The sequence below is a fragment of the Falsiroseomonas frigidaquae genome (genome assembly GCF_012163145.1).
GTDB lineage: Bacteria > Pseudomonadota > Alphaproteobacteria > Acetobacterales > Acetobacteraceae > Falsiroseomonas > Falsiroseomonas frigidaquae.
This window is the reverse complement of the sequence record NZ_JAAVTX010000009.1, coordinates 29,374-55,588: the sequence shown is the minus strand read 5'-3', so window position 1 is coordinate 55,588 and position 26,215 is coordinate 29,374. Positions and strand designations below refer to the sequence as shown.

Sequence of the window (26,215 nt, the reverse complement as noted above, 5' to 3'; positions counted from 1 at the left end):
CGCCGCCCTCCGGGCCGGCCTGCTGCCGCGCGCGCTCCTTCTCCTTCGACTTAGCCACCCCTGGGCGTAAGCTCCGGCCCCCCTCTTCGAAAGAGGTAACGGCTGGTATCGCTCAGGGGACCCCCGGGGGCAGCTTTGCCCTCGCGCATGGCATGACGAATCAGAAGCAAGGAACGCCCCCAATGGCCATCACCCACCCGTCCTTCGGCACCATGGACCCCGACCGGGTCATCGTCTTCGACACCACGCTGCGCGACGGCGAGCAGTCGCCCGGCTTCTCCATGAACCTGGAGGAGAAGCTGCGCATGGCCGAGGCCCTGGCCGAGCTCGGCGCGGATGTGCTGGAAGCCGGCTTCCCCATCGCGAGCCCCGGCGACTTCGAAAGCGTGCAGTCCATCGCCCGCCGCTTCGCCAAGGATGGCCCGGTGGTCTGCGGCCTGGCCCGCACCGCGCCCGGCGATATCCAGAAGGCGGCGGATGCCATCAAGGACGCCGCGCGCGGCCGCATCCACACCTTCGTCTCGACCTCGCCCCTGCATATGCGCGTGAAGCTGCGGATGGAGCCGGAGAAGGTGCTGGAGCTGGTCACCGCCTCCGTGACCATGGCGCGCAATGCCACCGATGACGTCGAATGGTCCGCCGAGGATGGCACGCGGACGGAGATGGATTTCCTCTGCCGCTGCGTCGAGGCCGCGATCAAGGCCGGCGCCACCACCATCAACATCCCCGACACGGTCGGCTACGCGGTGCCGGAGGATATGTTCCGCATCTTCAACATGGTGCGGGAGAAGGTGCCGGGCGCGGATCGGGTGATCCTGTCCACCCACAACCACAATGACCTTGGCCTGGCAGTGGCCAATACCATCGCCGCCATCCGCGCCGGCGCCCGCCAGGTGGAATGCACCATCAACGGCATCGGCGAGCGCGCCGGCAATGCGAGCCTGGAGGAGATCGCCATGGCGCTGCGCACGCGCCATGACGCCATCCCGGTCAGCAACGGCGTGCAGACAAAGAATATCCTGCGCACCTCCCGCCTGCTGGCCACCATCACCGGCTTCGACGTGCAGCCCAACAAGGCGATCGTCGGCCGCAACGCCTTCGCGCATGAATCCGGCATCCACCAGGACGGCATGCTGAAGGATTCCTCGACGTATGAGATCATGACGCCGGAGAGCGTCGGCTGGACCAAGTCGTCCCTCGTGCTGGGCAAGCACTCCGGCCGCGCCGCCTTCAAGGACAAGCTGAAGGCGCTGGGCTACGAGGTCGGCGACAACGCCATGAACGACGCCTTCAAGCGCTTCAAGGACCTCGCCGACCGCAAGAAGGTCGTCTACGACGAGGACATCGTGGCGCTGGTGGATGACGAGGTCGTCCGCGCCAATGACCGCATCAAGCTGACCGGCCTGTCCGTCTCCACCGGCATGCACACCCGCCCCATCGCCTCCATCGCGCTGGAAGTGGATGGCGAGGCGCGGGAAGGCGTCGCCGGTGGCGATGGCGGCGTGGATGCCACCTTCGCGGCGCTGCGCCAGGCCTTCCCGCACGAGGTGAACCTGAAGCTCTACGCCGTGCAGTCGGTTACCGGCGGCACCGACGCCCAGGCCCGCGTGACGGTGCGGCTGGAGGAGGATGGCAAGCTGGTGGACGGGCAGGGGGCGGATACGGACACCATCGTCGCCTCCGCCCGCGCCTATGTCCACGCGCTGAACAAGCTGCTGGTCAAGCGGGCGCGGACGGCCCCGGGGGCGTTGCCGGAGGCACTTTCGGCCTGAGCGCCGGCGGCGGGCGGGGGGTGGGCGGGCGCAGCGGGAATTCCAGCGCCAGCCCGGCCTCCTGCCGCTTCAACTCCGCGCCCAATTGCCGCGCCAATCCGCGTAGCAGCAGGGCGCGCAGCTGGTCATCCGGGCGCGGCACCACGCCGTCATCCTCGATCGCCAGCGAGGCCCGGCGCTCATCCGCCGCCACATTGATCGAGATGCGGCCGCCCTGGCCGGGCGGGAAGCCCTGCTTCAGCGCGGCGGACACCGCCTCCGTGATGATCAGCGCCAGCGGGACCGCCTGGTCCGAGGAAATCCGCAGCGCCGGCGCGGTGACATCGAGCGCGATGCGACGGCCGGGCTTGTCGCCGATCGCCGCGAACAACTGCACGCCCAACTCCTCGATGAAGGCGCGGAGGTCGATCGCCTCCGGGTCGTGATGCGCGTACATGTGGCGATGCAGCGTCGCCAGCGCCCCGATGCGGTCGCGCGCCGCCTCGAATTCCGTGCGGGCCTGGCCGTCGGTCACCCGCTGCGCCTGCAAGGCCAGCAGGCTGCTGACGATCTGCAGGTTGTTCTTGACCCGGTGGTGGACCTCCGCGGCCAGGATCTCCGCCCGCTCGATCGCAGCCTGCAGGTCGCGTTCACGGTCTGCCAGTGCCTTGGCGCCGGCCTGGAAGCTTTCCGCCAGGTCGCGGATCTCGTCCGGCATGCCGGCGGCGCCGGGAATCTCGAAGGGCGCCGCGCCGGCATTCCACTTTGCCACGGCGTGGCGCAGCCGGGACAGCGGGCGGGTGACCGCGTAGTTGGCGCCGAGCACCACAGCGAGGATGGACAGGGCGAGCAGCGCGCCGACCTCCGCAAGCCGCTGCGTCGCGGCGAGGGACGCGGCGGCGCGGATCGGCGCCATTGGCCGGGCCACCACCAGGAACGCATGGCTGGAGAGCATGCCGCGCGCCGCCACCACATCCGCCCCGCCGAAGCTGGTCTGGGTGGCGGCCCCATCCGGCGCGACGACGGGCGGCGCCGCGGTGGAGGCTGTCCGGCCGAGCGGCCAGGACCGGTTTTCGGCATCCACCAGCCAGCCGAGCAGGCCCGCGGGCAAGGCTGGCGGCGCGACGCGCGCCAGCAGCAGGCGGCCCGATGCCGGCAGTGTCCGCAGCACGGAGATCATGCCGGAGGCACCGGCCAGGATCAGCGAATCGGTCGCACCGGCCACGCGGGCCCGCAGTTCCGGGCCGATACCCGGCAGGGCGGCACCGGGGCATTCCACCAGCACCACCACGCCCTCCGGCGCCGTGTCGCGCAGCCATTCGCCGCAACGTCCGGCATCCGGCTGCCAGGTTCCTGCAATGCCGCGCAGCGCACCATCCGCCGAGGCGATGCGCGCCGCGAAGGAGGCAACGGCAAGGTCGCGTTCCAGGGTAAGGTCGCGGTCAGCCTGGCGAAGTGCACCGCGATAGCCGACGAACGCGCCGGCCAGCACCAGCAGGACAACCGGAAAGGCGGCGACCAGCAGCAGGCATAGCAAGCGGCCCCGCAGGCTGGCCTGGGGGCGCGGAAGTCTCCAGCGTCGCGGCGTCCCGCCGGGTATACTCATCGCGGCTGTCGTGTCTCTCCGGCACGGCGGGGCTTACTTGCCGCGCCGGGACCGATCCTCCTCGATGAGTCGCATAAGCTCCGGCGGAATCGGCTCCGCCGCAACGTCGTCATAAAGCTGGTGCAGCCCACGCTGCAGCCAAAGATCGAACGCATCCTCACCCGCACGCTCTGCCTTGCGCTTCGGGGCTTTTGGGGAGGGCGCGGGCTTGCTGCTGTCGCTGCTGTCCATGTCCATCGCCGAAGCCAGCGTCGCCCATGACCCATGTCCGGGGCGACGGCTGGCACCTTCGACTTAAGCCAGCAGATGGTGTTCGCCAACCCCCGAACCGTTTCGGGCACGCTGGCCGCCGCGCTCGCTACTGCGCCCGCTGATACGCGCCCGCTCCGTCCGCTGCTCCTCGGTGGTCGCCTCGGCGGATTCTTCGCCGGCGAGCCAGGTCTGCAACTGGCGACGTGCACGGAACACCCGGCTTTTCGCGGTACCGACGGCGCAGCCGGTGGCTTCCGCCACATCCTCGTAGGACATGCCCTGCAGCACCACCATGAACAGCGCCTCGCGCTGGTCCGCCGGCAGGCGGTTCACCGCGTTGCCCAGCTCCTTCAGCACCAGCCGGTCCTCATGCGTCGCGGACACCGCGAAGGCACCTGCCGGCACATCCTCGATATCCGTCGTCTCGCGCTGCTTGCGGAGCGTGCTGATGAAGCGGTTGCGCAGGATGCGATGCATCCAGGCGGCAAAATTGGTGCCCGGCGTGAAGCTGTTCTGGGCGGCAAGGGCATTGGCCACGGCATCCTGCACCAGGTCGTCCGCGGCGGCCCGGTTGCGGGTCAGGGCGAGCGCCTGCACCCGAAGCCGGGGCAGCAACGCGATGACCTGACCGTGGAACTCGTTTGCCATGCTGATCGCTCCATCCTCTATGCAACCTGAATGAACGGGCCGAAGGGATGGTTGCATCGCGCTTCCGTTACTCATTCACAGGAGCGAGAGCGCGCGAAAGCGCGGCGCGGGCGCGGGATACGCGGGCCTTCATGGTGCCCACCGGCACCTCGCAGATTGCCGCGGCCGCTTCCAGGCTCAGGCCGCGCGCCGCCACCAGCATCAGCGCTTCCCGCATGGCGGGGGGCAGTCGGGACACGGCCCGGGCCAGGTCGCGCACCTCATGCGCGCTTTCCTGGTCCGACTGCCGGCTGGCCTCGGCTTCCGGCGGGTTGGCCTCGGCATGGTCGCGTTCCCGCCGCGCCTTGCGCCAACCCTCGCGGAACGTATTCCGCAGCACGGTCAGGCCCCAGGGCCGCAGGGCGGCCTGCGGGTCGCCGGCCAGCTCAGGGGGCGGCACGAAGCCGTCCAGGCCGCGAAGCATTCGCAGTACCGTCTCCTGTACCAGATCGTCGGCTTCGGCTCTCGAACGCGTGAGCATTCGGGCGGCGGCGCGCAGTTCCGGCAACAACTGCGCGATTACGGCGCGCAAAGCGCCGGAGTTCTCTTGTTCGTCCACACCACACTGCATATCAAGCCCGGAAGGTATGCGGCAGCGCGCGCCGCTCGTTTGGGAGATGAAAAAGCGATGAGCGAGATGGATCGCACGGCGCTGATCGGCGCCCTGCCCTATGCGCGCCGCTTTGCCCGCGCGCTGACCGGTTCCCAATCACGCGGGGACGGGCTGGTGGCGGAGGCTTTGCGGGGCGAGTTGGAGGCGCCGGCGGGTCTGGCGGATGCGGCGCTTTTGGCGCGGCTGACGCTGTATGGCGCCATCTGCCGCATCTCGGCGGCCCGGCCGGATGCGGAGGAGGGCCCGGCAAGCGGCCTGAGCCGACCGCAGCGCATGCTGCTGCTGCTGACCTCGCTGGAGGAGCTGGAGCCGGCGCATGCCGCGCTGGCGCTCGGCATCTCGACCGACCAGGCGATGGCGCATGCCGATGCGGCGCGCAGCCACCTGCGGGCCGGCGCCGTCGCCCGCGTGCTGATCATCGAGGATGAGCCGATCATCGCGCTCGACCTGCAGCAACTGGTGGAGGCGGCCGGGCATGAGGTGGTCGGCATCGCCGCCTCGGAGGATGAGGCGGTGGCGATCGCGGCCGCCGAACGCCCCACCCTGGTCCTGGCGGACGTCAACCTGGGCGCCGGCGGCGATGGTACCTCCGCCGTCGCGCGCATCATGCGGACCCAGCAGGCGCCGGTGATCTTCGTCACTGCCTATCCCGAGCGGCTGCTGACGGGGCAGGACCTGGAGCCGGCCTTCATCATCACCAAGCCGTTCGAACCGACGACGCTGGCCATCGCCACCTACCAGGCGGTGACCCGTGGGGTGCATCTCGACCCGGTGTAACATTCAGTGACGCCCCGGAGGGTTGTGCCGGAACCGTTCCGGCCCTCCCGGCGTTGTTCCGGCACAGACTGACGCCGGAGTTTACAATGCTTTACTGGACCCTCGTCTTCCTGGTCGTGGCCCTTGTTGCCGGCCTGCTCGGTTTCGGCGGCGTCGCCTCCGCCTTCGCGGGGATCGCCAAGATCCTGTTCGCCGTCTTCATCGTGCTGTTCCTGCTGAGCCTGATCTTCGGCGCCTTCCGCACCAACTAGCAGCAGGATATTCGCGCCATGCGCGCCATCCGGTTGCTGGTGCTATGCGCCGCGGCGCTGCCGCTGGCGGCAGCACCGGCCGTGGCCCAGCAGCCGCCGGACCCGGCACCGCGGGCGCATTTCTGGTTCGATCCCACCCAGCTACCGACCTTCACAGGCACGGTGGACCGTTATCTGGTGAACCCGGCCGGGGAAACCGACGCCTTGCTGTTCCGCGAAGGACCACAGGTGGTGTTTCCGCCCGATGTGGCGGAGGCGGTGCGGCAGGCAGGTCCGGCTGGGCAGCGGCTGATCGTCTGGGGCATCCGCGCCCGGCAGGCCCCCGTCATCACCATGCTGGCCTTTGCCGCGACGCAGGAAGCGGAGCCCGGCGTCGTGGACCGCTTTTACTGGCGCCTCGGCGGCGGCCCCTCCGAGCAGTCGCAGCGCCTCGCCGTCTCCGGCACCGTCCGTGCGCCCTACTTCGCACCGCAGGGCCAGGTGGCCGGCGCGGTGCTGGAGGATGGCACGGTGGTGCTGCTGCCGCCCGGCATGGCGGAGCCGTTCGCAGATCTGCTGCGCGGCGGCGCCCGGCTTGCCGCGGAAGGCCGCGGCTTTGCCGGCAAGGCGGGCCGCGCGCTGGTCGCAGAACGCCTGGGCGAAGCTGCCGATGCGCTGCGCCCGGTTCTCCCCGAATCCCCCCCGAATGGTTCCCCCACGCCTGCGCCGTCCGCGCAGCCGCAACGCTGAGCCGCCATGTCCGACCCGATACCTGCGGCCCCCGAGCTTCCGCCGCAGGATGGCCTGATGCGCCGCTTCTGGCGCCTGGCCCGAGGCTACTACACCTCCCCCGCCGATCGCCGTCAGGCCTGGCTGCTGACAGTGGCGGTGATCGGCCTGACCCTGTTCCAGATTGGCGTGCAGGTACGCTTCAACCTGTGGAACCGGGATTTCTTCAACGCGCTGGAAAACCGCGACAGTCCGGCCTTCTACGGCCAGATGTGGATGTTCGCGCTGCTGACGGGGCTGGCGATGGTCGCCGCTGTCGGCCAGCTCTGGGCGCGCCAGGCGCTGATGCTGGGCTGGCGGCGCTGGCTGGTGCACCGGCTGCAGGGGCGCTGGCTGGAGCATGGCCGGCACTACCAGCTCAACTTCCTGCCGGGCGCCGCCGACAACCCTGACCAGCGGATCAGCGAGAATACCCGCTGGGCAACCGCCATGGCGGTGGACCTGACAATCGGCCTGCTCAGCGCCCTGCTGACGCTGGCCAGCTTCCTCGGCATCCTGTGGTCACTCTCGGGTCCGCTGCGGATGTCCGCCGGCGGCACGGAGTTCGAGATTCCGGGCTACATGGTCTGGTGCGCGCTGATCTACGCGCTGATCGGCTCGATCGCCACGATGTGGATCGGCGGCCCGATGGTGGATATCAACATCCGCCGCAACGAGGCCGAGAGCGACCACCGCTTCGCCCTGATCCGCATGCGGGAGAACAGCGAGGGCATCGCCCTGATCCGTGGCGAGGCCGATGAGGACCGGGGCCTGCAGCGCGCCTTCGGCCGCGTCGTCTCCGTGATGAAGGAGCTGTACGACCGGGAAAGGCGGCTGATGTGGCTGACCAGCGGCTACGGCATGGCGGCGACGGTCATCCCCATCCTGGTCGCCAGCCCGCGCTACTTCGCCGGCGCCATCACGCTGGGGGTGCTGATGCAGATCAGCTCCGCCTTCCTGGAGGTGACGCGCGGCCTGAACTGGTTCGTCGACAACTTCCCCCGCCTGGCCGACTGGCGCAGCCACGTGGAACGCGTGGTCGATCTGGAGGACACCTTCGACATGGCGGAGGCCGGGGCCGGGCAGACCCGCATCGACGTGCTCGAGGCCCAGCCGGGGGAGGAGCCGGAGGTGCTGGCCTTCAAGGACCTGCAGGTGGCGCATTCCGACGGCAATGTGGTGATCCAGGACGCGAATGCGGAAATCCGCGCCGGCGAGAAGGTGCTGATCGTCGGCGAGAGCGGCACGGGCAAATCGACGCTGTTCCGCGCCATCGCCGGCTTCTGGCCCTGGGGATCGGGGCAGATCCGCGTCCCGCCCCGCGCCCACATGATGTTCATGCCGCAGCGCCCCTACATCCCGCTCGGCACGCTGCGCGCCGCGCTGACCTATCCGGCCTCCACCGACCATTTCCCGCCGGAGGACCAATCCGCGGCGCTGGAACGCTGCGGCCTGCCGCATCTGGTGGCGCGGCTGGATGAGGAGGAGCGCTGGGACCGCGTGCTGTCGCTCGGCGAGCAGCAGCGCCTCGCCTTCGCCCGCCTGCTGCTGCACAAGCCGCGCTGGGTGTTCCTGGACGAGGCGACGGCGGCACTGGATGAGGAAAACCAGGACCAGATGATGCGCCTGTTCCGGGAGGAACTGGATGGCACCGCGCTGATCTCCATCGGCCACCGCCCCGGCCTCGACGTGTATCACGACCGTACGCTGCAATTGCTGCGGGCGCCGGATGGGGCGCGGCTTCAGGTACGCCGCAAGCCGGTGCGGGAGCGCGGCCAGCGCGTCTCCGGCGGCCGCGCGGCGCTGCGGCGCATGCTGCGACGAAGCTGAACCGGCGAAGCTGAGACGGCAGGGCGCCTGAACAGGAAAGCCGCCACCCCGGGGGAGGTGGCGGCTTCTCTGGAGCGTCGGGATGGTCCCCGGCGGGTCAGCGCCGGGGGATCAACCCCAGCTGGTTAGCGCCAGGCGGGGCGGCCCAGGTTGACCGTGCCCGGGTTGGTCAGGGCGCCGCCGGCCGCACCGGCCGCGCCGCCGAGCAGAGCACCGGTCCCGGCACTGCCGCTCAGGGAGCCGATGGCAGCGCCGGCGCCGGCGCCGAGCAGGCCGCCGGAGACTGCGCGGTCACCCGTGGTCTGGCCGCAGGCACCCAGGGTGGCGGCAAGGACCAGCAGCATCGGAAGTTTACGCATCGGGGGGATTCCTTCGGGATTGAACGATGCAGCAACAACGCGCGACGGCTCCGCCGGTTCGCCGCACCATTGCGGTTTCGGTCTTTTTCCGGCGGCGCCTGCCTGCCCCGCGTCCAGGGCGGTGATCGGGGCTTGAGCCTGGGGCGGGGGAGGGGTATCGGGTGCGCCTCGCGCCATCCCGCGGAACCGTCGGCACCGGACGGTGCCAGGCCCCAGGCTTCCAGCCCGGGACTGGCCCGAAACGGCCGGATGAGGCCCGGCGCGGTGCCATCTGCGATACTCGGAAGGTTCCGGCTGCATGTTCTCCCGCCTGTTCGGCTTCCTCTCGGCCGACATGGCCATCGACCTCGGCACCGCGAATACGCTGGTCTACGTGAAGGGGCGGGGCATCGTGCTGAACGAGCCCTCCGTCGTCGCCATCTCCGACCATCGCGGCAAGAAGCAGGTCCTGGCGGTGGGGGAGGAGGCCAAGCTGATGCTCGGCCGCACCCCCGGCAACATCGCCGCCATCCGCCCGCTACGGGACGGCGTGATCGCCGATTTCGAGGTGGCGGAGGAGATGATCAAGCATTTCATCCGCAAGGTGCATAACCGGCGGTCCTTCGCCTCGCCGATGATCATCGTCTGCGTGCCCTCCGGCTCGACCGCCGTGGAACGCCGCGCGATCCAGGAATCCGCGGAGAGCGCGGGCGCCCGCAAGGTGTTGCTGATCGAGGAGCCGATGGCCGCCGCGATCGGCGCCGGGCTGCCGGTGACGGAGCCGTCCGGGTCGATGGTGGTGGATATCGGCGGCGGCACCACGGAAGTGGCGGTGATCTCGCTCGGCGGCATCGTCTATGCGCGGTCCGTGCGCGTCGGAGGCGACAAGATGGACGAGGCCATCATCTCCTACATCCGCCGCAACCATAACCTGCTGATCGGCGAGAGCACGGCCGAGCGCATCAAGATGGAGATCGGCGCCGCCGCGCCGCCGTGGGAGGGCGAGGAAGGCCCGATGACGGAGGTGAAGGGCCGCGACCTGATGAACGGCGTGCCGCGTGAGGTGGTGGTCAGCCAGCGGCAGATCGCCGAAAGCCTGTACGAGCCGGTGATCCAGATCGTCGAGGCGGTGCGCGTGGCGCTGGAGAATACGCCGCCGGAACTCGCCGCCGACATCGTCGACAAGGGCATCGTGCTGACCGGTGGCGGCGCGCTGCTGCACCGCCTGGATGGCGTGCTGCGGGAAGCCACCGGCCTGCCCGTTGTCGTGGCAGAGGAAGCCCTTTCCTGCGTCGCCCTCGGCACCGGACGGGCCCTTGAGGAAATGAAGCGGCTTCGCCACGTGCTCACCTCGATGTATTGAGGGTCTTTGCGGAGCGTTGGGGACGCTCCGGAAGATGTTGATCTTAAAGCTTCGAATGGGGTCAGATGGTGGTCTGATCCCGCATTGCCCTGTGGGGCAGGGGGGAGCGCCGCTTGATCCGACTCAGCATTCCGCTCCGCCAGGCGCTGGCGCGGCTTTCGCTGCCGGTGCTGATCGCGGCGGCCTTCGGCACCATGCTGCTCGGCAAGGCGGATGCGCTGCTGGCGGAGCGCGCGCGGATCGCGCTGGCCGATGCGCTGGCGCCGTTCTACGCCGCCTTCGCCGAACCCGCCCGGGCGCTGCGCGACGCGGCAGAAGACATGCAGCGCCTGCTGGTGCTGCGGGAGGAGAATGCCCGGCTGCGGGAGGAGAATGAGCGCCTGCGCCGCTGGCAGGCCGCCGCCCTGGCGCTGGAGGCGGAGAATGCCATGCTGCGCCGGCAGCTCGATTTCGTGCCGGAGCGGGCGCCCGCCTTCCACACCGCCCGCGTGGTGGCCGATGGTGGCGGTGTCTATGCCCGCGCGGTGCTGCTTTCCATCCCGCCGGAGATGCAGGTGCGGCGCGGCCAGATCGCGCTGGATGAACGCGGCTTCGCCGGGCGTGTCACCGAAGTCGGCACCCGCTCCGCACGGGTGCTGCTGGCCACCGACATGAACAGCCGCATCCCGGTGACGCTGGAGGGCAGCCGGGTGCGCGCCATGCTGGTCGGCACCAACGGGGCCCGGCCGCGGCTGCAGCACTGGTCGGAAGGCAGCCGCCCGGCAGAGGGGGAACGCGTGGTGACGAGCGCCGAGGGCGTTTCCTTCCCCGCGGGCCTGCCGGTCGGCGTGGTGCGCTGGACCGAGGGCGGCGTGGCCGAGGTCGAGCTGTTCGCGCGGACGGACCGGCTGGACGTGGTGCGGCTGTTCGATTTTGGCCTTGGCGGAATCCTGCCGCCCGAGGCCATCGCGCGGCCCGAACCGCGTGCGCGGCGCTGAGGCCCGGAGCCGCCCATGGTCGGACACCCGGAGCCATCGCCCGGACTGCTGCGCCGCCTGGACGACATGGCCCGCGCCGCCTTTCCCGCCACCGGGACGGCGCTGCTGATGGTGCTGGCGGCCGGGCCATCCGGCGTGCCGGGGCTGGTGCCGGCGGCGACGCTGCCCTGCATCATCTTCTGGTCGGTGTTCCGGCCCGGCGCCATGCCGCCGCCGGCGGTGTTCCTGCTCGGCCTGCTGCAGGACCTGCTGACCATGGCGCCGCTCGGCACCGGGGTGGTGACGCTGCTGGTGGCGCATGGGCTGGCAGTAGCCTGGCGGCGCTTCCTGGTGCGGCAGAGCTTCATGTTCGTCTGGCTGGCCTTCTGCGCCTTTTCGGCCGGCATGGCGCTGCTTGGCTGGCTGCTGACCGCGCTGCTCGCCTGGGACCTGCCGGCCCCGGCGCCTGCCCTGCACCAGGCGGCGCTGTCCGCCGGCCTGTATCCCGCCTTCGCCTTCGTCCTCAGCCGCATCCACGGCGTGATGCGCCGCGCGGAGGAGACACCGTGACGCCTGGGTGCCGCCCCCCGCACCCCACGCGCAGCGCCGCCTTCCAGCCGGCGCAGCAGTGGGTAGGCGCGCAGGCAAGCGCGCGGAGCCCGCGCCCAGGCCATCCGCCCGGCCAGGCGCACCAGTGCGCCGGCGCGCAGGCAAGCGCGCGCCCGCCGCATGAGGGCGCACCAGGCGGCCTGCGCATTTCAGCAGGCCGAGGCCGCGAATGCGGCCCGCGCCCAGGCCATCCGCGCGGCCAGGCGCACCAGTGCACCGGCGCGCAGGCAAGCGCGCGGAGCGCGCGCCCGCCGCTTGAGGGCCTGGAATCATGAGCCGCAAGCAGCGGGAGGAGGAGAGGGTCCGCGGCATCTTCGGCCGCCGTGCGCTGGCGCTGGGCCTGGGGCAGATGGGACTGCTCGGCTTCCTGGCGCATCGGCTGCACCGGCTGCAGGTGGATGAGGGCGAGCGCTACGCCACACTGGCGGAGGAGAACCGCCTCTCGGCGCGGCTGCTGGCGCCGCCGCGCGGCCGGGTGCTGGACCGCGAAGGCCGCGTGATCGCCGGCAACCAGCTCAACTGGCGTGCCCTGCTGACGGCGGAACAGACCACCGATGTCGGCGCCACGCTGGAGACCTTCAGCCGCATCGTGCCGCTGACCGATGCCGAGCGCGCGCGGATCGAACGCGACGTGCGCCGCCGCCGGCGGTTCGTTCCGGTCACGGTGCGCGACTTCCTGACCTGGGAGGAAATGGCGCGGATCGAGCTGAACGCGCCGGATCTGCCGGGCATCAGCGTCGATGTCGGCACCACGCGGGTCTACCCGGAAGCGGACCACCTGGCGCATATCGTGGGCTATGTGGCGCCGCCGGCGGAGCGCGACATGGATGGCGACCCGTTGCTGGAACTGCCCGGCATCCGAGTCGGCCGGTCGGGCATCGAGCGGCACCACGACCTGGCGCTGCGCGGCCGCGCCGGGGCGGTGCAGATGGAGGTCAACGCCGTCGGCCGCATCATCCGCGAGCTGGACAGGCGCGAGGGCGTGCAGGGCCAGGATGTGCAGCTTTCCGTCGATGCCGCGCTGACCCGCACGCTACGCGGCAAGATCGAGGAAGGCACCTCCGTGGTGCTGATGGATGCGCGGAACGGGGAGGTGCTGGCGATGGCCACCCAGCCTTCCTTCGATCCGAACCTGTTCAATTCCGGCGTTTCCACCGCGCAGTGGCGGGAATGGACACGCAACCGCGCGACGCCGCTGATCAACAAGGCGACCAACGGGCTGTATGCGCCGGGTTCCACCTTCAAGATGGTGGTGGCGCTGGCGGCGCTGGAGGCGCGGGCCGTGACGCCGGGGGAGCGGGTGTACTGCCCTGGCCACATGGACCTCGGCGAATCCCGCTTCCATTGCTGGAACCGGGGCGGCCATGGCGGGGTGGATATGCGGACGGCGCTGAAGCTGTCCTGCGACGTCTATTTCTACGAGATGGCGAAGCGCCTCGGCATCGACAAGATCGCCGCCATGGGCCGTCGCTTCGGCCTCGGCGTGCCGCTGGATATCGAGCTGCCGGGCATCCGCAACGGCCTGATGCCGACGCGCGAATGGCGCCAGGCACAGGGCCGCGGCTGGGCGCTGGGCGATACGGTGATCCATGGCATCGGCCAGGGCTTCTACCAGCTCACCCCGCTGCAACTGGCGACGATGACGGCGCGGCTCGCCACCGGGCGCGCGGTGCAGCCGCATCTGACGCGCAGCATCGGCGGCCGGCCGGTGCGTGGCACGCGGGCGGAGGATTGGCCGAGCCTCGGCATTCCCGAACGCGACCTGCGCCTGGTGCGGGACGCCATGTGGTCGGTGGTGAACGAGGCGGGTGGCACCGCCCGGGTCGCCCGCCTGCCGCCCGAGATGGGCGCGATGGCCGGCAAGACCGGCACGACCCAGGTGCGGCGCGTGACGCGCGAGCAGCGCGAACGCGGCTACCGGGTGGACCAGGTGCCGCGCGAATGGCGGCCGCATGCGCTGTTCGTGGCCTTTGCGCCGCATGACAATCCGGTCTTCGCGGTTTCCGTCATCGTCGAGCATGGCAGTTCCGGCTCCGCCGCCGCGGCGCCGCTGGCGCGCGACGTGCTGATCGAGGCGTTCCAGCAATTGCGCCCCGGGCCGGGCGGCAGTTTCGGTGCGCGGGTGGCGGAAGCGCCGCGCCCGGCAGGTCCGGCGCGGCCATGAGGTTGGCCCGATGAGGTTTGTCCCATGAGGTTCGAGCGCCGCCTGCTGCTGCGGGAACGCGGCACCGGGGTGCTGGAGAAGCTGTGGCAGATCCCGTGGATCTTCGTGCTGCTGCTGTGTGCGGTGGGCGGCGTGGGCTATGTCGCGCTGTATTCCGCGGGCGGCGGCGCACCGGAGCCCTATGCGGCGAAGCATGCCATCCGCTTCGGCTTCGGCCTGGTGCTGATGCTGTCGATCGCGCTGGTCGATGTGCGGCTGATCGCCCGCTTTGCCTGGCTCGGCTATGCGGGCGGCATCGGCCTGCTGGTGATGGTGGCGCTGCATGGGCAGATGGGCGGCGGCGCGCAGCGCTGGCTGGACCTTGGCGGCTTCCAGCTGCAGCCCTCGGAGCTGATGAAGATCCTGCTGGTGGTGGCGCTCGCCTCCTGGTTCCACAAGGCGTCCTGGGAGCGGATGGGCAACCCGCTGTTCCTGGTGCCGCCAATCCTGGCGGTGCTGTTGCCGGCGGCGCTGATCCTGAAGCAGCCCAATCTGGGCACGGCGCTGATCACGCTGATGGTGGGCGGCGCGGTGTTCTTCGCGGCCGGCGTAAGGCTGTGGAAATTCGCCGTGGTGCTGGGCATCGTCGCGGTGGCGGCGCCGATCGCCTATGAGCAGCTGCACGACTACCAGCGCGCCCGCATCACCACCTTCCTCGACCCCGAGAGCGACCCGCTGGGGGCTGGCTACAACATCATCCAGTCCAAGATCGCGTTGGGGTCGGGTGGCTTCTGGGGCAAGGGCTTCCTGCAGGGCACGCAGGGCCACCTGAACTTCCTGCCGGAGAAGCAGACGGACTTCATCTTCACCATGCTGGCCGAGGAGTTCGGCCTGGTCGGCGCGCTGAGCGTGCTCGGCCTGCTGGCCACGGTGATCGCCTTCGGCTTCCTGGTGGCGCTGCGCAGCCGGCACCAGTTCGGCCGGCTGCTGGCGGTGGGTCTTGCGACCAACTTCTTCATGTACGTCTTCGTCAACATCGCCATGGTCACCGGCGCCATCCCGGTCGGCGGCGTGCCACTGCCGCTGATCAGCCATGGCGGGTCCGCCATGCTGACGGCGATGGTGGGCTTCGGCCTGCTGATGTCCGCCCATGTGCACCGGGACACGGAGTGGGAGGCGGCGCGGGACGAGCAATGAGCGACGGACATGGCGGATTTGCGCATGGTTCTGGCCGTACCTGTCTGGACAAGCCTGTCGCGCCGATCTAAACGACCGCTCTCGCCGCAACGCGGTGCGGGCGCTTAGCTCAGTTGGTAGAGCAGCTGACTCTTAATCAGCGGGTCGTAGGTTCGAGCCCTACAGCGCCCACCATTCATTCCAAGACCTTATATCCGGCAAGAACGCGATCCCAAGCGGGGAACGTGCGTCCAGCCTGCGCGCGTCCCCCCACCCGGAAAGCGATGTCCGCCGATCAGGCGGACACCTCCTCGGCCACGCTTTCCGCAAACGTTACGCGATTGCGGCCTGCGGCCTTCGAAGCGTACAGCGCCCGATCGGCATGCCTCAGGGCGGCCTGCAGGTTCATCCTGTTGCTTTCGATCACCGCGACGCCGATCGAGACCGTGACGCTCGGCAGCACGGCGTTGGCGTTGGCTATGGTCAGTTCGGCGACACCCGCGCGAAGTGCATCAACTCGCGCTTCGATCTCGTGCAGCCCGGCTTCTCCGATCAGCAGAACGAATTCCTCGCCGCCGTAGCGGAACATCCAATCGCTTTCGCGAATATGCCGCCTGATATAGTCGCAGACCGTCACCAGCACGAAATCGCCGGCGGCATGGCCGTGAACGTCGTTGAATTTCTTGAAGTGATCGACGTCGAGCATGACAACCGCCAGGGGCTGGTTGAGGCGCAGGCTCTGAGCGATCTCCTTTTCCCCGACAATCTCCAGGTACCTGCGATTGAACGCGCCGGTGAGCGGATCGCGGATTGCCTGTTCCTTCAGCGAGTCACGCAGCTGGAGATTGGCAACCGCCAGGCTGAGCTGACGCGCCGCCATCTCGGAGAACTGAGACATGCTGGCGTCAAAAGCCTCCTCATCCTCTGCGGCACCCTTCTGCGCCACGAAGGAAAGCAGGCCGATCGTTTCGCCGTACGCAATCAGGGGCAGGCAAAGGCTGTCATGTTCCGGCGCTTCCCCGTGATGGTGGGCACAGACCGGCGCTCCGGCGCTGAAACGATGGACCTGGCCCCGGCGCAGTCCCCAGCAATGCTCGGGTAGGACGACCTCCGGGCTATCACTTCCGCCCCATTGCGCATGCCGGACAAGCTGGTTGCGCGACGCCGCATAAAGATAGAGCGCGCCGGAATAATTCGGGAAGAGGCGTTCCAGGAAGGTGCTCGCCAGCGAGCCGATCTCCTGCAGTGACTTGCAGCTTTGCAGAAAGCTGTTGATCTCGCCGATCCGGCCCACATAGTTGCGCTCGATCTGCAATGCGCGAACGGTTTTTTCTATTTCCACCACCTGGCTGGCATGCAGCGTCGGGGACTTTATCCGATGCCGGTTTTCGCGCCGCATGAGGAAAAACAAGGCCAGGACAAGCATACTGCAGGTCAGTGCAAAGGCGAGCATCGACAGGACGGACGACCGCCATTGCGAATCGTAGATCGCCTGTCGTTCAGCCAGCAGGCGCGCCTCCTCCGCGGACATGTCCCGCAGGATGGAGCGGCTGACATCCATATTGATGATGGACCGGCCCTGATCAACGGAGGTGGACGCCTCGCCACTGAAGACGACGCCGGCCAGGATGGTTGCCGACATCTCGTTGAGACGCTCGGTAACCGCTTGGCGAAGTTCCACGACCCGCGCGATCTGTAGGGGGTTGTCGTCGACTTCCCTCTGCAATGCATCCAGCTTCTGCGGAATAGATCCGCCGGCTTCGTAGAATTCGGCCAGATAGCGCTGGCTGGACGTAATCAGATAGCCGCGTTGCCCACTCTCGGCTCTCAACAGCGTTTTCAGGAGATCGGCCATCAGTCGCTCGCTGGCCAGGGTATGGTGGACCCAGCTCGTGGCCTGCGTCAGTGATTGCAGGTTCTGATAAACGACGATGCTGTTGACCAGCACGCCGACCAACCCGGCGACCAGAAGGCCGAGGCTGCTGACCCACTTCCTGACGGCCATCAAAGTCCAGCTCCAAGAGTGCCTGGTGGCAATGTGCGGTTAGGTCACCCGTCGCGGGTCCGACCACGCCCACATCTGATGAACTTGTCTGTCTCGCATGTTAAGGAGATGACGGATGTCGATGGGCTGGTGGTGACCACCGCAAGGGCGGCCCACCCGCACGAACGCGGTTGCCCGCCCCGCGCCTGGCGCGTCTGTTAGGAGGCCTCGCTGCTCACCAGCGGCAGACGCCGAGACCGACTGATCGCCGGCATCATCAGTTTCTCTGGCCGCGACGAACCGCCACCGCGCCATCGTTCAGCCGGAATGGCGAGGCGATCCGTGCTCGGGCAGCAGAGCGGCCCTTTCAGATCACCTGGCCAAGCTCCGTTATCCGGCCGCGCAAAGTGTCAGCGGTCACCGATTCGCGGCGTCGGCAGCAGCAGAATTGTTGCCGGTCTGCCCCCGCCGTGAAGTAAACATTGTTGTCTCTTGCGATAAATGTATCAAATATCTCAACGGCCTCCGAGCGAGTCGCTGGCACCATAAAAATGGCAAATGGCAACCATCCCGGTTTCAGTGAACCGGCCGCGATATTGCTCGTCTCACGCGCATTTTTACCTGGACGTCGCAACGACTGAATTTTAATACATTCAGGCGTGGCCGGCTTGTGCAGCTGCGTCAAGAGGCGAAAGGGGCAAGGAGGTGATGATGGATGCGAAGCAGGGCCGAACCCGGGAGGTCGTGGCCGACCATGCCGCAAGCGCGGAGGTAGCCGAGCTGGTGGCGATATGGCGCGGCCTGCCTCTGTCCAAGCGACGCATCCTGCTTGAGCAGTTCCGTGCCGTGGCGCATGCCGAGCGGGGAGCGGAGAGTGCGCCGATGCTGGAGGCGGAGCGCCACTCATAGCGGCACGGCCCTCTGCAACCGAAGCCGGGCCACCTCGTTCCCGTCGCAACCGACCATGCGCGAGGGCTTTGCCATGAACCCGATCCCGTTCTGCGGCCCGCCCCCGCTACCCGGCGGTGCCGTCTGGAATACCCACCCGATATTGATTTCCGCGCTGTTGCTGGGCGCCGCTGCAACCCTGCTGCTGGTGCGACGGGCCGGGCAGGGTGCTGCCTGGCCGATGGCCGGCTGGGCCATGCTGGCGCTGGCGCTCGTCTCCCCGCTTTGCAGCCTATCGGTTGCCCTGTTCAGCGTGCGGGTGACGCAGCATCTGGTGGTGGTGCTCGGCGCGGCGCCGCTGTTGGCGATGGCTGCGATGCGGCTGCGGTCGGTCGCGCGCTGCGGCATCGCCGCGCCAGCCGCCGCCTTCGCCGTGCTGCTCTGGCTGTGGCATGCCCCCGGCCCCTATGCCGCGACCTTCGCGGCGGATGGCATCGCCTATTGGATGATGCATGTCTCGCTGGCCTTCAGCGCAACCTGGTTCTGGGCCGCGCTGCTGCGCGTGGACCCGGCACGCCCCCTGGCGGCCACGGTCGGCGCGCTGGCGACGGCGATCCAGATGGGCGTGCTCGGCGCGCTGCTGACCTTCGCGCCGCGACCGCTCTATGCCGTGCATGCGCCGGACGTGACCCTGCCCTGGGGCTACACGCCGCTGGAGGACCAGCAGCTTGGCGGGTTGCTGATGTGGGTGCCGGGCGGGCTGCTGTTCGTGCTGGTATTGGCCGCGGGCCTCACCCTGGCGCTGCGCCCCGGCGCTCGCACCGCATCCTGAGGGCCGCATCCTGAGGCAAGGTGCCGGCGCTCAGCGCGCGCCGAACCTCGCGTGCCGTTCCAGGATCGCCGCCCGCGCCGCCGCATCTTCCGTCCCGCGCAGCGCCGTGTCGCGGGCCAGCGCGGCGTGGCGGGCCAGCACCGCATTGCGGCCAGGGTCGGATTCCACCGCCGCCACCGCCCCCAGAACTTCCAGCAGCCGGATCATCACGGAGGGCTGGGTCTCCCCGGCCTGGCGCAGCATGTGGAACATCGCATCCGCCAGCCCGCCGTAATCCGTTGCCGGCCGGACCAGGCGAAGCCGGTCCTCCCGGCGCAGGCGTCCGCTGGGCAGGTTGCGCCCGGCAAGGCCCGCCAGAGACGCCCCCAGCCGGTCCAGCACGCCGATCGCGGTGAAGGGGTCGTTGATGCCGGGCGACAGGGCACGCAGGGCAATCTCGACCAACTGCCGCACGGCGTATTCCAGGTCCTGCTCCACGCTCCGCGCCTGGCCGAGCACCATCACCCGCTCGATCTCCGCCTGCGCGGCTTCCTGCAGCCGCGTCGGTGTGACGTGACCCACGACGCTGCCCGGAAACACGAATCCGCCCGGCCGCACTTCCAGATGCAGCACCGCGTCATGCTCCGCCGCCCAGTCGGCCAGTGACGAATCGTCCAGCACCCGCAGATAGCCGCTGCCGGGTGCCGTCAGCGGGGCGGTGTTCTGAGGTTCGGCCACCGCCTCGGGCGGTTCCTTCGGCGTGTCGCGACAGGCCAGCTCCAGCGCCGCGGTCATGTCATGGTGGACCAGGGCGACGACGCGATCGACGCTGATCGAGGCGGCGACATGGTGCAGGAACCAGATCAGCACGCCGATGCAGGCGAAGCCGAGCAGCAGCCCCACCGAAACGGCAAGCTGCGGCACGAAGGCGCCTTCCTCGGCATCATGCACCGAGCGCAGCGCCACCAGCGAATAGGCGAAGGTCGCGACCAGCGCGCCGAGCGCATACTGGTTGCCCGGGTCACGCGTGAAGTTCCGCAGCAGCCGGGGCCCCATCTGGCTGGAGGCGAGCGTCAGCGCCGCGACGGTGATGGAGAAGGTGGTGCCCGCGACGCCGATGGTGGCGCTGGCCAGCACGCCCAGCACGTCGCGGGCGCCGGCGGCGCCGCCTGCGTAGATCCAGTCATCCAGCCCGTCCGGAAGCTCGTCCCAACCTTCCGCCCGGACCAGCACCTGTGCCAGCGCGATCGCCGCCACGGTCATCACCGCCGGCCGCAACCAGAAGGATGCCAGAAGGTCCGCCCACCATTGCCGCAGCCGCGCTACGCCCACCGGACCCGCCCCTCATCTGTCTGCGGGACGTAACGAGCCGGCGGGCGCGCGGTTCAGCCCGCCCACCTGCCGCGGCGGGGCTCGCGCATCAACCCTGGCCTGCCGGTACCACGCTCAGCGTCCCATCGGTTTCCAGTACCACGGATTCCGCATTCTCGGGCCCGCTGAGCCCGCCGGCGCGCAGCGCCGCCAGCATTTCCGCCCGGGTCACCCGCTGCCGGCGCATCGCCGCCTCCAGCAACTGGCCCTTGTGCAGCAGCAGGGTCGGCTCCGACTTCACCAAGTCGCTGAAGCGGCCGGAGCGCACGGAAAGCCACGCGACCAGGAACTGAAGCCCGATCAGCAACAGCAAGGCCACCAGCCCCTCGGCCAGCGTCACGCTGCGGTTCAGTAGTACGGTGGCCAGGGTGGAGCCGAGGGCCACCGTCACCACCAGGTCGAAGGCGTTCAGCTTGGCCAGGGTGCGCTTGCCGGAAACGCGCAGGAACAGCACCAGGGCGGGATAGGCGAGGCTGCCCACCAGCAGCACCCGCAGCAGGGAATTCCAGTCCTGGAACAGCATGTCGGCGACAGGCAACGGCGCATTCCCTTCACGTCATGGGGTGGCCGGAACGGCCACCCCGCCGGCACGCCCCGGCTTCAGCCGGCCTTTAGGGGATCAACCGCGATCCTGCTGCTGCCAAAAGCGGTCGATCTGCTGGCGCCGCTGGCCATAGGCCTCGGCATTCGCCATCGCCTCCGGCTCCACCTGCGGCGCCTGGTCCAGCGCGGCCTCGGTGACGTCCAGCACGAAGACATCCATGTTCGGCGTGGCCCGCATGCGGTCCCACGGCACCGCCACATAGTCCTCGCCAATGCCGAGGAAGCCGCCACGACCCAGGATCAGATAGCCGATGCGGCCGGTATTCGGATCGACGATCACGTCTTCCACGCTGCCCAGCCACGCGTCGCGCGGGTTGCGGACATCGGTGCCGGTGATGTTGTCGGCACGGAAGGCGCGGTTCATCTCGGTCACCGGCGTGGCGGCGACGAGCTGCTGCTGCCGGTAGGTGACGATGTTGTCGGGGTCCACGCCCGCCTCGCGCAGCCTGGCACCATAGCTGTCATAGGCTTCCCGCGCCTCTGCCAGGATGAGCTGGCAGCCGCGCTCCTCGCCGCGCTGCGCCATGGCGATGGCGCCGGCGTGCAGCGTGCGGATTTCCTGCATCGGCGGCCTGGTCCAGCCGGTATTGGCCCAAGGCGTGCGGGCGCCGACCATCGGCGCGCCGATCGCGCCGCCGCCCTGCGCCTGCACATCCGCCGCCCGGGCACGGTCGGCCGAGCCGCCGCGCGCGCCGACGGGACCAGTGCCCACCGGGGTGTCCGCCGCAGTGCGGTTGGCACTGGGGCTGGCGAGCGGGGCACCGGTGCGCGCCCAGCCATAGCCGGTGCGGTAGCCGCTGAGCCACATGCCATCCTCGCGCATCTGCACGCCGAAGGCCTGCAGGTCCTGCATGCATCGCTGGGCCACCTGCGGCCGCGCCGCATTGGGGGTCTGGGTCTGGGCCATCGACAGTGCCGGGGCCAGCAGCAGGGCTGCGGTGGTGCCGAGAAGAAGGTGCTTCATCTGTCGCCTCCGTCTGTTGGGGGGGGGGCGGCGGTCTCGCATCCATGTCGCGCTGGTGAGCAGGCCAGGGCTGGCTGCCGCCATGCACATCGGGGACCGCCGAAGGTCGCCGGACGACCACAGCCGCCCGTCCACAGCCAACGTCGGCCATGGAAGCGCGTTCCCCGATTGCGGCAGAATTCGGGCACCTATTGGTTGGTCGGAACGGTGGCGATCACCAAGCAATTGTGAAGGATGTATTTACTAAAAATGACAGACTGAAGACTAAACCAGCCGGGCAAAATGCGCGATTAAGTTCCGGCGAAAGCGCGGCTCGGCGCGGATTTCGCCGGGAGCTCGGAATTTTGATCTCAAGGCAGGTATCCAGCAAATTTTTGAAGCCGGAATTCGATTCATTCGCGTCGAGGGATCTGAATTACCTGGAGATCAGGCCGGACCGCGTTTTCTTGCTTCATGGTTTGGTGATATTCGTTCTGGTTCTGGCGCATCTGGCAGTCAGCTGGCTGCACATCCAATCCGGGCGCGACCATCTGCTCGGCCTGACGAGCCGCCTGCAGTTCCTGACGGAATCAAGCATCCCGGCCTTCTTCTCCGCCGTCATGCTCGTCGCGGCGGCCGCCATCGCCGCGCTGCTGGCCCGCGTCGATGCCGCGCGCGACGCCCGCATCTGGACCTTCATTACCCTGCTGCTGCTCTACATGGCGGTGGATGAGGCCACCTCCATCCATGAGGTCTTCAACAATCTCGGCGACCGCCAGGCCGAGGATGGCGCGCTGTTCTATGTCTGGGTGGTCCCCTTCGGTGCGTTGGCGCTGATCTGCGCCGGCATCCTGCTGCCGTTCTGGTGGCGGTTGCCGCCTGGCACAAAATGGTGGCTGGCCGGCGCCGCCGCGCTGTTCATCACCTCCGCGATCGGCATGGAACTTCCAGAATCGGTGGTGGTCGCCCAATACGGCGAGGAAGCGGCCTTCATGCGCTGGGATTTCATCGCGATGGTCACGGTGGAGGAGGCGGGGGAGATGCTGGCCGTGGCGATGGCGATCCGCGCCCTGCTGCACCACCTGGCCAGCCTGCGGGGCGATTCCGCCACCCTGCGGGTGAGCCTGCCCTGAGGCGGCGTCAGGTGCCGCAGAAGGTGGCCAGGACGCGCTCCTCGGGCCGTGCCGGCAGCGCATGCCGGGCGTGTTCCGGCTGATCCTCGAAGGGGCGGGACAGGATCTCGACCAGCGTCGCGAAGGGGCCGAAATCATCCCGCGTGACGGCGGCGGCAATGGCTTCCTCCACCAGATGGTTGCGCGGGATGAAGGCCGGGTTGGCGGCCCGCATCGCCGTATCCGGCAATCCGCCCTGGGTGCGCCGCGCCTGCCAGGCCTCCGCCCAGCCATCGAAGGCCACTGGGTCCGCGAACAGGTCCCGCGCCGCGCGGGGTCCGGTCGCCAGGGCGCGGAAGGTCAGCGTGAAATCGGCCCCGTTCGCCGCCATGCGGGACAGCAGGTCCTGGATCAGCGTCGCGTCGTCTTCCTCCACCCCCGTCAGGCCGAGCTTGGCGCGGAAGGTGTCGAGCCAGGCGGCCTGGAAGGCCGGTGCGAATTCGCCCAGCGCTGCCTGGGCGACCTGGATCTGCTGGTCCTCGCCCTCCGCCATGAAGGGCAGCAGCGTCTCCGCCAGCCGCGCCAGGTTCCATTGCGCGATGCGCGGCTGGTTGGCGTAGGCGTAGCGACCGGCATGGTCGATCGAGCTGAACACGGCGCCGGGATCGTACGCCTCCATGAAGGCGCAGGGGCCGTAGTCGATCGTCTCCCCGCTGACCGTCATATTGTCGGTGTTCATCACGCCATGGATGAAGCCGAGGCCGAGCCAGCGCGCCACCAGCGCCGCCTGCCGTGCCACCACGCCCTGGAAGAAGGCCGCCGCCGGGCTTTCGGCCCGGGCCGCGGCGGGATCATGCCGCGCGATGGCATAGTCCAGCAGCGCCTGCACGGCCTCGCCGTCGCCGCGGGCCGCGAAATACTGGAAGGTGCCGACGCGAATATGGCTGGCGGCAATGCGGGTCAGCACGGCGCCGGGCAGGGGGGTTTCGCGCATCACCTCCTCCCCGGTCGCCACCGCCGCGAGGGCACGGGTGGTGGGCACGCCGTAGGCGGCCATCGCCTCACTGACGATGTATTCGCGCAGCACTGGCCCGAGCGCCGCGCGGCCATCGGCGTGGCGGGAGAAGGGGGTGGGGCCGGAGCCCTTGAACTGGATGTCGCGCCGCTGTCCGTCCCGGTCCACCACCTCGCCCAGCAGGATGGCGCGGCCATCGCCGAGGCGCGGGGTGAAGTGGCCGAACTGGTGTCCGGCATAGGCCTGCGCCAGCGGTTCCGCGCCATCCGGCACGGTGTTGCCGGCCAGAACATCGGCGGTCAGCGCGGCGGGGTCGATGCCGAGCTGTCCGGCCAGCGCGGTGTTCAGCTTGATCAGCCGGGGCGCCGCGACGGGCACCGGGGCCTGCCGCGCGAAGAAGCGGTCCGGCAGGCGGGCATAGGAATTGTCGAAGGGAATGGTGGGGGCCATGGGGGTGGCTCCTTTGAAATTGGGCGCGGCGCCGGCCCCCACCCAACCCTCCCCCCCAGGTGAGGGGGGAGGGCTTTGGGGTCAGGCCTCGAGGAAGCTGCGCAGGGCGCGGCCCTGGGAGGATTGACGCAGCTTGCCGAGCGCCTTCGCCTCGATCTGGCGGATGCGCTCACGGGTTACGCCGAAGGTGCGGCCGACCTCCTCCAGCGTGTGCTCGCTGTTCATGCCGATGCCGAAGCGCATCCGCAGGATGCGTTCCTCGCGCGGCGTCAGGTCGCCCAGCACCTTGCCGGCGGCGTCGCGCAGCCCGGCGCGGGCGGCGGCGTCGAAGGGCAGGATCGCATCCTTGTCCTCGATCAGGTCGCCGAGCCGGGCATCGCCTTCCTCGCCGATCGGCGCTTCGAGGCTCACCGGCTCCTTCGCCAGGCCCTGCACGGTGCGGACCTTCTCCAGCGGCATGCCGAGGCGGTTGGCCAGTTCCTCCGGCGTCGGCTCGCGGCCGGTCTGCTGCGCCAGGCGGCGACCGGTGCGTACCACCTTGCCCACCGTCTCCGTCATGTGGACGGGAACGCGGATGGTGCGGGACTGGTCGGCGATGGCGCGCGTCACGGACTGGCGGATCCACCAGGTCGCGTAGGTCGCGAACTTGAAGCCGCGCCGCCAGTCGAACTTCTCGACCGCGCGCATCAGGCCCAGGCTGCCTTCCTGGATCAGGTCGCCCAGCATCAGGCCGCGGTTGCGGTACTTGCGGGCGATGTAGACCACCAGGCGCAGATTGGCCCGCGTCAGTTCCTCCCGTGCCCGGCGCATGTCGCGCTCGGCACTGGCGGCTTCCACATGCAGGCGGCGGAGCTGCGGCGCGGTCAGGCCGCAGCTTTCCTCGATGCGCTCCAGCTCGGCGCGCACATCGACCAGCCCGGCCTTCAGGTCGCGCAGGCCGGCGGGCTTCGCGGCACCCTCCAGCCGCGCGATGGCGCCGGCGGCACCGCCGTTCCACAGCTTCAGGAAGTCGCCACGGCTGATCCGCGCGGCCTCCGCCAGGCGCAGCGCGCGGCCATCCAGCATCATCAGCGCGCGGTTGGCATCGCGCAGCCGCTCGATCAGCTCCTCGATCCGGGCCGGGCGCAGGCGCAGGCCGGTGACCAAGGCCACCGCCTCGGCGCGCGCCTTGGCGGCCCCGGCGCCGGAGGCGCCGTTGGTCGCCGTCACGCCGGCGACGCCCTTGGTCGATGTCACGCCGGCGGCGCGGAGCGCGGCCAGGCCTTCCAGCGCGGCCTCGATGGCGGCGAGCGCCTCGGGCTTCAGCCGGGCGTCGATGGTCGCGTGCGGCGCCTCCGCGGCGGCCTCCTCGCCTTCCGGCGCGGGCTCCAGCAGGGTCTCTTCCGGCAGGTTGGCGGCGGCGGTCGCCTCCAGCTCGATCACGTCGCGCAGCGGCATGCGGCCGGCGGCGATCGCATCGCGCCAGGCAATCAGCGCGGCGGAGGTGGTGGGGCTTTCGCACAGCGCGGCCAGCATCGCGTCGCGCCCGGCCTCGATGCGCTGGGCGATGGCGATCTCGGCTTCGCGCGTCAGCGGCTCGGCGACACCCATCTCGCGCAGGAACAGCGCGACCGGGTCGTCGGAGCGGCTGGCGGCGGCGGCCGCGGCGGCGGAGATGTTGCGACCGGCGGGCTGACCGTCGCCCGTCTCCTGCGGCTCATCGGCCGCAAGGGTGGGCGCGCTTTCCTCGTCGTCGCCATGCGCGACGCGGTCATCGCTGCCGGTGTTGCCGAGGCCGAATTCCTCGAGCAGGGAATTCGCCGCGTCCTCGATCTCGTCCATCGGCAGCGGGTCGGCCACCATCTCGACGTCGAAGGACTCATGCTCCGCCATTCCGGGCATGTCCGTGGCGCCGGCATGGTCGTAGGGCATGGCCCCGGCTCCAGCCATTTCGTCCCGA

24 protein-coding genes and 1 tRNA gene are annotated in these 26,215 nt (G+C 69.5%); 14 read left to right on the top strand and 11 right to left on the bottom strand.

All coding sequences use genetic code 11. The features are described from left to right. Positions 1-182: 182 nt before the first annotated feature. Positions 183-1,772, top strand: a complete 1,590-nt coding sequence (locus tag HB662_RS26400; protein WP_168054619.1) for a 2-isopropylmalate synthase — start codon at positions 183-185, stop codon at positions 1,770-1,772. Here the strand turns inward: HB662_RS26400 and HB662_RS26395 are convergent. The 4 genes from HB662_RS26395 to HB662_RS26380 form a co-directional block, all read right to left on the bottom strand. Further along, on the bottom strand, positions 1,720-3,288 hold the full coding sequence (locus HB662_RS26395; RefSeq protein ID WP_168054617.1) for a sensor histidine kinase: 1,569 nt from the start codon (positions 3,286-3,288) through the stop codon (positions 1,720-1,722). The two genes, HB662_RS26400 and HB662_RS26395, sit on opposite strands and share 53 nt — an antisense overlap. A 102-nt stretch (positions 3,289-3,390) precedes the next feature. Next, positions 3,391-3,588, bottom strand: coding sequence for a hypothetical protein (locus HB662_RS26390; RefSeq protein WP_168054615.1), 198 nt, complete (start codon positions 3,586-3,588; stop codon positions 3,391-3,393). Between the two features lie 63 nt (positions 3,589-3,651). Next, the gene (locus HB662_RS26385; RefSeq protein ID WP_168054613.1) at positions 3,652-4,257 is read right to left on the bottom strand and encodes a sigma-70 family RNA polymerase sigma factor; all 606 of its coding nucleotides are present in this window, start codon (positions 4,255-4,257) and stop codon (positions 3,652-3,654) included. Between the two features lie 67 nt (positions 4,258-4,324). Next, complete coding sequence (locus tag HB662_RS26380; RefSeq protein WP_168054611.1) at positions 4,325-4,867, bottom strand: sigma-70 family RNA polymerase sigma factor; 543 nt, start codon at positions 4,865-4,867, stop codon at positions 4,325-4,327. A 57-nt stretch (positions 4,868-4,924) separates the two neighbouring features. Between HB662_RS26380 and HB662_RS26375 the strand changes: the two genes are divergently transcribed. The 4 genes from HB662_RS26375 (at position 4,925) to HB662_RS26360 (ending at position 8,514) form a co-directional block, all read left to right on the top strand. After that, on the top strand, positions 4,925-5,686 hold the full coding sequence (locus tag HB662_RS26375; RefSeq protein ID WP_168054609.1) for a PhyR family response regulator anti-anti-sigma factor: 762 nt from the start codon (positions 4,925-4,927) through the stop codon (positions 5,684-5,686). An 86-nt stretch (positions 5,687-5,772) separates the two neighbouring features. After that, a complete protein-coding gene (locus HB662_RS26370) occupies positions 5,773-5,937 on the top strand; it encodes a DUF1328 domain-containing protein (protein ID WP_168054607.1) in 165 nt (54 codons plus the stop codon). A gap of 18 nt (positions 5,938-5,955) precedes the next feature. After that, positions 5,956-6,666, top strand: a complete 711-nt coding sequence (locus HB662_RS26365) for a hypothetical protein (protein WP_168054605.1) — start codon at positions 5,956-5,958, stop codon at positions 6,664-6,666. Positions 6,667-6,723: 57 nt separating this feature from the next. Beyond that, positions 6,724-8,514, top strand: coding sequence for an ABC transporter ATP-binding protein/permease (locus tag HB662_RS26360; RefSeq protein WP_168054603.1), 1,791 nt, complete (start codon positions 6,724-6,726; stop codon positions 8,512-8,514). Positions 8,515-8,639: 125 nt separating this feature from the next. Here HB662_RS26360 and HB662_RS26355 read toward each other — a convergent pair whose 3' ends face one another. Beyond that, positions 8,640-8,873 carry a YMGG-like glycine zipper-containing protein gene (locus tag HB662_RS26355; RefSeq protein ID WP_168054601.1) on the bottom strand — a complete coding sequence of 78 codons (234 nt, stop codon included), beginning with the start codon at positions 8,871-8,873 and terminating at the stop codon, positions 8,640-8,642. Between the two features lie 298 nt (positions 8,874-9,171). On the opposite strand from HB662_RS26355, the gene HB662_RS26350 reads away from it, so the two are divergent. From HB662_RS26350 to HB662_RS26325, 6 genes are all read left to right on the top strand, one after another. Further along, positions 9,172-10,215 carry a rod shape-determining protein gene (locus tag HB662_RS26350; protein WP_168054599.1) on the top strand — a complete coding sequence of 348 codons (1,044 nt, stop codon included), beginning with the start codon at positions 9,172-9,174 and terminating at the stop codon, positions 10,213-10,215. Between the two features lie 113 nt (positions 10,216-10,328). Further along, complete coding sequence (gene mreC / locus HB662_RS26345; protein WP_168054597.1) at positions 10,329-11,192, top strand: rod shape-determining protein MreC; 864 nt, start codon at positions 10,329-10,331, stop codon at positions 11,190-11,192. Between the two features lie 15 nt (positions 11,193-11,207). Then, complete coding sequence (locus HB662_RS26340) at positions 11,208-11,741, top strand: rod shape-determining protein MreD (protein WP_168054595.1); 534 nt, start codon at positions 11,208-11,210, stop codon at positions 11,739-11,741. Positions 11,742-12,051: 310 nt separating this feature from the next. Next, the gene (gene mrdA / locus HB662_RS26335; RefSeq protein ID WP_168054593.1) at positions 12,052-13,944 is read left to right on the top strand and encodes a penicillin-binding protein 2; all 1,893 of its coding nucleotides are present in this window, start codon (positions 12,052-12,054) and stop codon (positions 13,942-13,944) included. 24 nt (positions 13,945-13,968) lie between these two features. Continuing rightward, on the top strand, positions 13,969-15,120 hold the full coding sequence (gene rodA / locus HB662_RS26330) for a rod shape-determining protein RodA (RefSeq protein ID WP_168054591.1): 1,152 nt from the start codon (positions 13,969-13,971) through the stop codon (positions 15,118-15,120). 98 nt (positions 15,121-15,218) lie between these two features. After that, positions 15,219-15,294 (top strand) — tRNA-Lys (locus tag HB662_RS26325). A gap of 100 nt (positions 15,295-15,394) precedes the next feature. Here HB662_RS26325 and HB662_RS26320 read toward each other — a convergent pair. Further along, positions 15,395-17,104 carry a diguanylate cyclase gene (locus tag HB662_RS26320; RefSeq protein ID WP_168054589.1) on the bottom strand — a complete coding sequence of 570 codons (1,710 nt, stop codon included), beginning with the start codon at positions 17,102-17,104 and terminating at the stop codon, positions 15,395-15,397. Between the two features lie 687 nt (positions 17,105-17,791). Here HB662_RS26320 and HB662_RS26315 point away from each other — a divergent pair. Together HB662_RS26315 and HB662_RS26310 are read left to right on the top strand one after the other, a co-directional pair. Next, positions 17,792-17,992: a hypothetical protein gene (locus HB662_RS26315; protein WP_168054587.1), complete on the top strand. Its 201-nt coding sequence runs from the start codon at positions 17,792-17,794 to the stop codon at positions 17,990-17,992. Between the two features lie 55 nt (positions 17,993-18,047). Then, on the top strand, positions 18,048-18,803 hold the full coding sequence (locus HB662_RS26310) for a cytochrome c oxidase assembly protein (RefSeq protein WP_245185927.1): 756 nt from the start codon (positions 18,048-18,050) through the stop codon (positions 18,801-18,803). A 30-nt stretch (positions 18,804-18,833) separates the two neighbouring features. Here the strand turns inward: HB662_RS26310 and HB662_RS26305 are convergent, their stop codons facing one another. The 3 genes from HB662_RS26305 to HB662_RS26295 form a co-directional block, all read right to left on the bottom strand. Next, positions 18,834-20,114: a DUF2254 family protein gene (locus HB662_RS26305; RefSeq protein WP_168054585.1), complete on the bottom strand. Its 1,281-nt coding sequence runs from the start codon at positions 20,112-20,114 to the stop codon at positions 18,834-18,836. Positions 20,115-20,202: 88 nt separating this feature from the next. Beyond that, positions 20,203-20,691: a DUF421 domain-containing protein gene (locus HB662_RS26300; protein ID WP_245185926.1), complete on the bottom strand. Its 489-nt coding sequence runs from the start codon at positions 20,689-20,691 to the stop codon at positions 20,203-20,205. Between the two features lie 81 nt (positions 20,692-20,772). Then, positions 20,773-21,720 carry a PRC-barrel domain-containing protein gene (locus tag HB662_RS26295; protein WP_168054583.1) on the bottom strand — a complete coding sequence of 316 codons (948 nt, stop codon included), beginning with the start codon at positions 21,718-21,720 and terminating at the stop codon, positions 20,773-20,775. Positions 21,721-22,181: 461 nt separating this feature from the next. On the opposite strand from HB662_RS26295, the gene HB662_RS26290 reads away from it, so the two are divergent. Then, positions 22,182-22,832: a hypothetical protein gene (locus HB662_RS26290; protein ID WP_168054581.1), complete on the top strand. Its 651-nt coding sequence runs from the start codon at positions 22,182-22,184 to the stop codon at positions 22,830-22,832. 7 nt (positions 22,833-22,839) lie between these two features. On the opposite strand, the gene HB662_RS26285 is transcribed toward HB662_RS26290, so the two are convergent. Continuing rightward, the gene (locus HB662_RS26285) at positions 22,840-24,276 is read right to left on the bottom strand and encodes a protein adenylyltransferase SelO (protein WP_168054579.1); all 1,437 of its coding nucleotides are present in this window, start codon (positions 24,274-24,276) and stop codon (positions 22,840-22,842) included. Between the two features lie 81 nt (positions 24,277-24,357). Then, positions 24,358-26,187, bottom strand: coding sequence for an RNA polymerase sigma factor RpoD (gene rpoD, locus HB662_RS26280; protein WP_168054577.1), 1,830 nt, complete (start codon positions 26,185-26,187; stop codon positions 24,358-24,360). Positions 26,188-26,215: the final 28 nt, after the last annotated feature.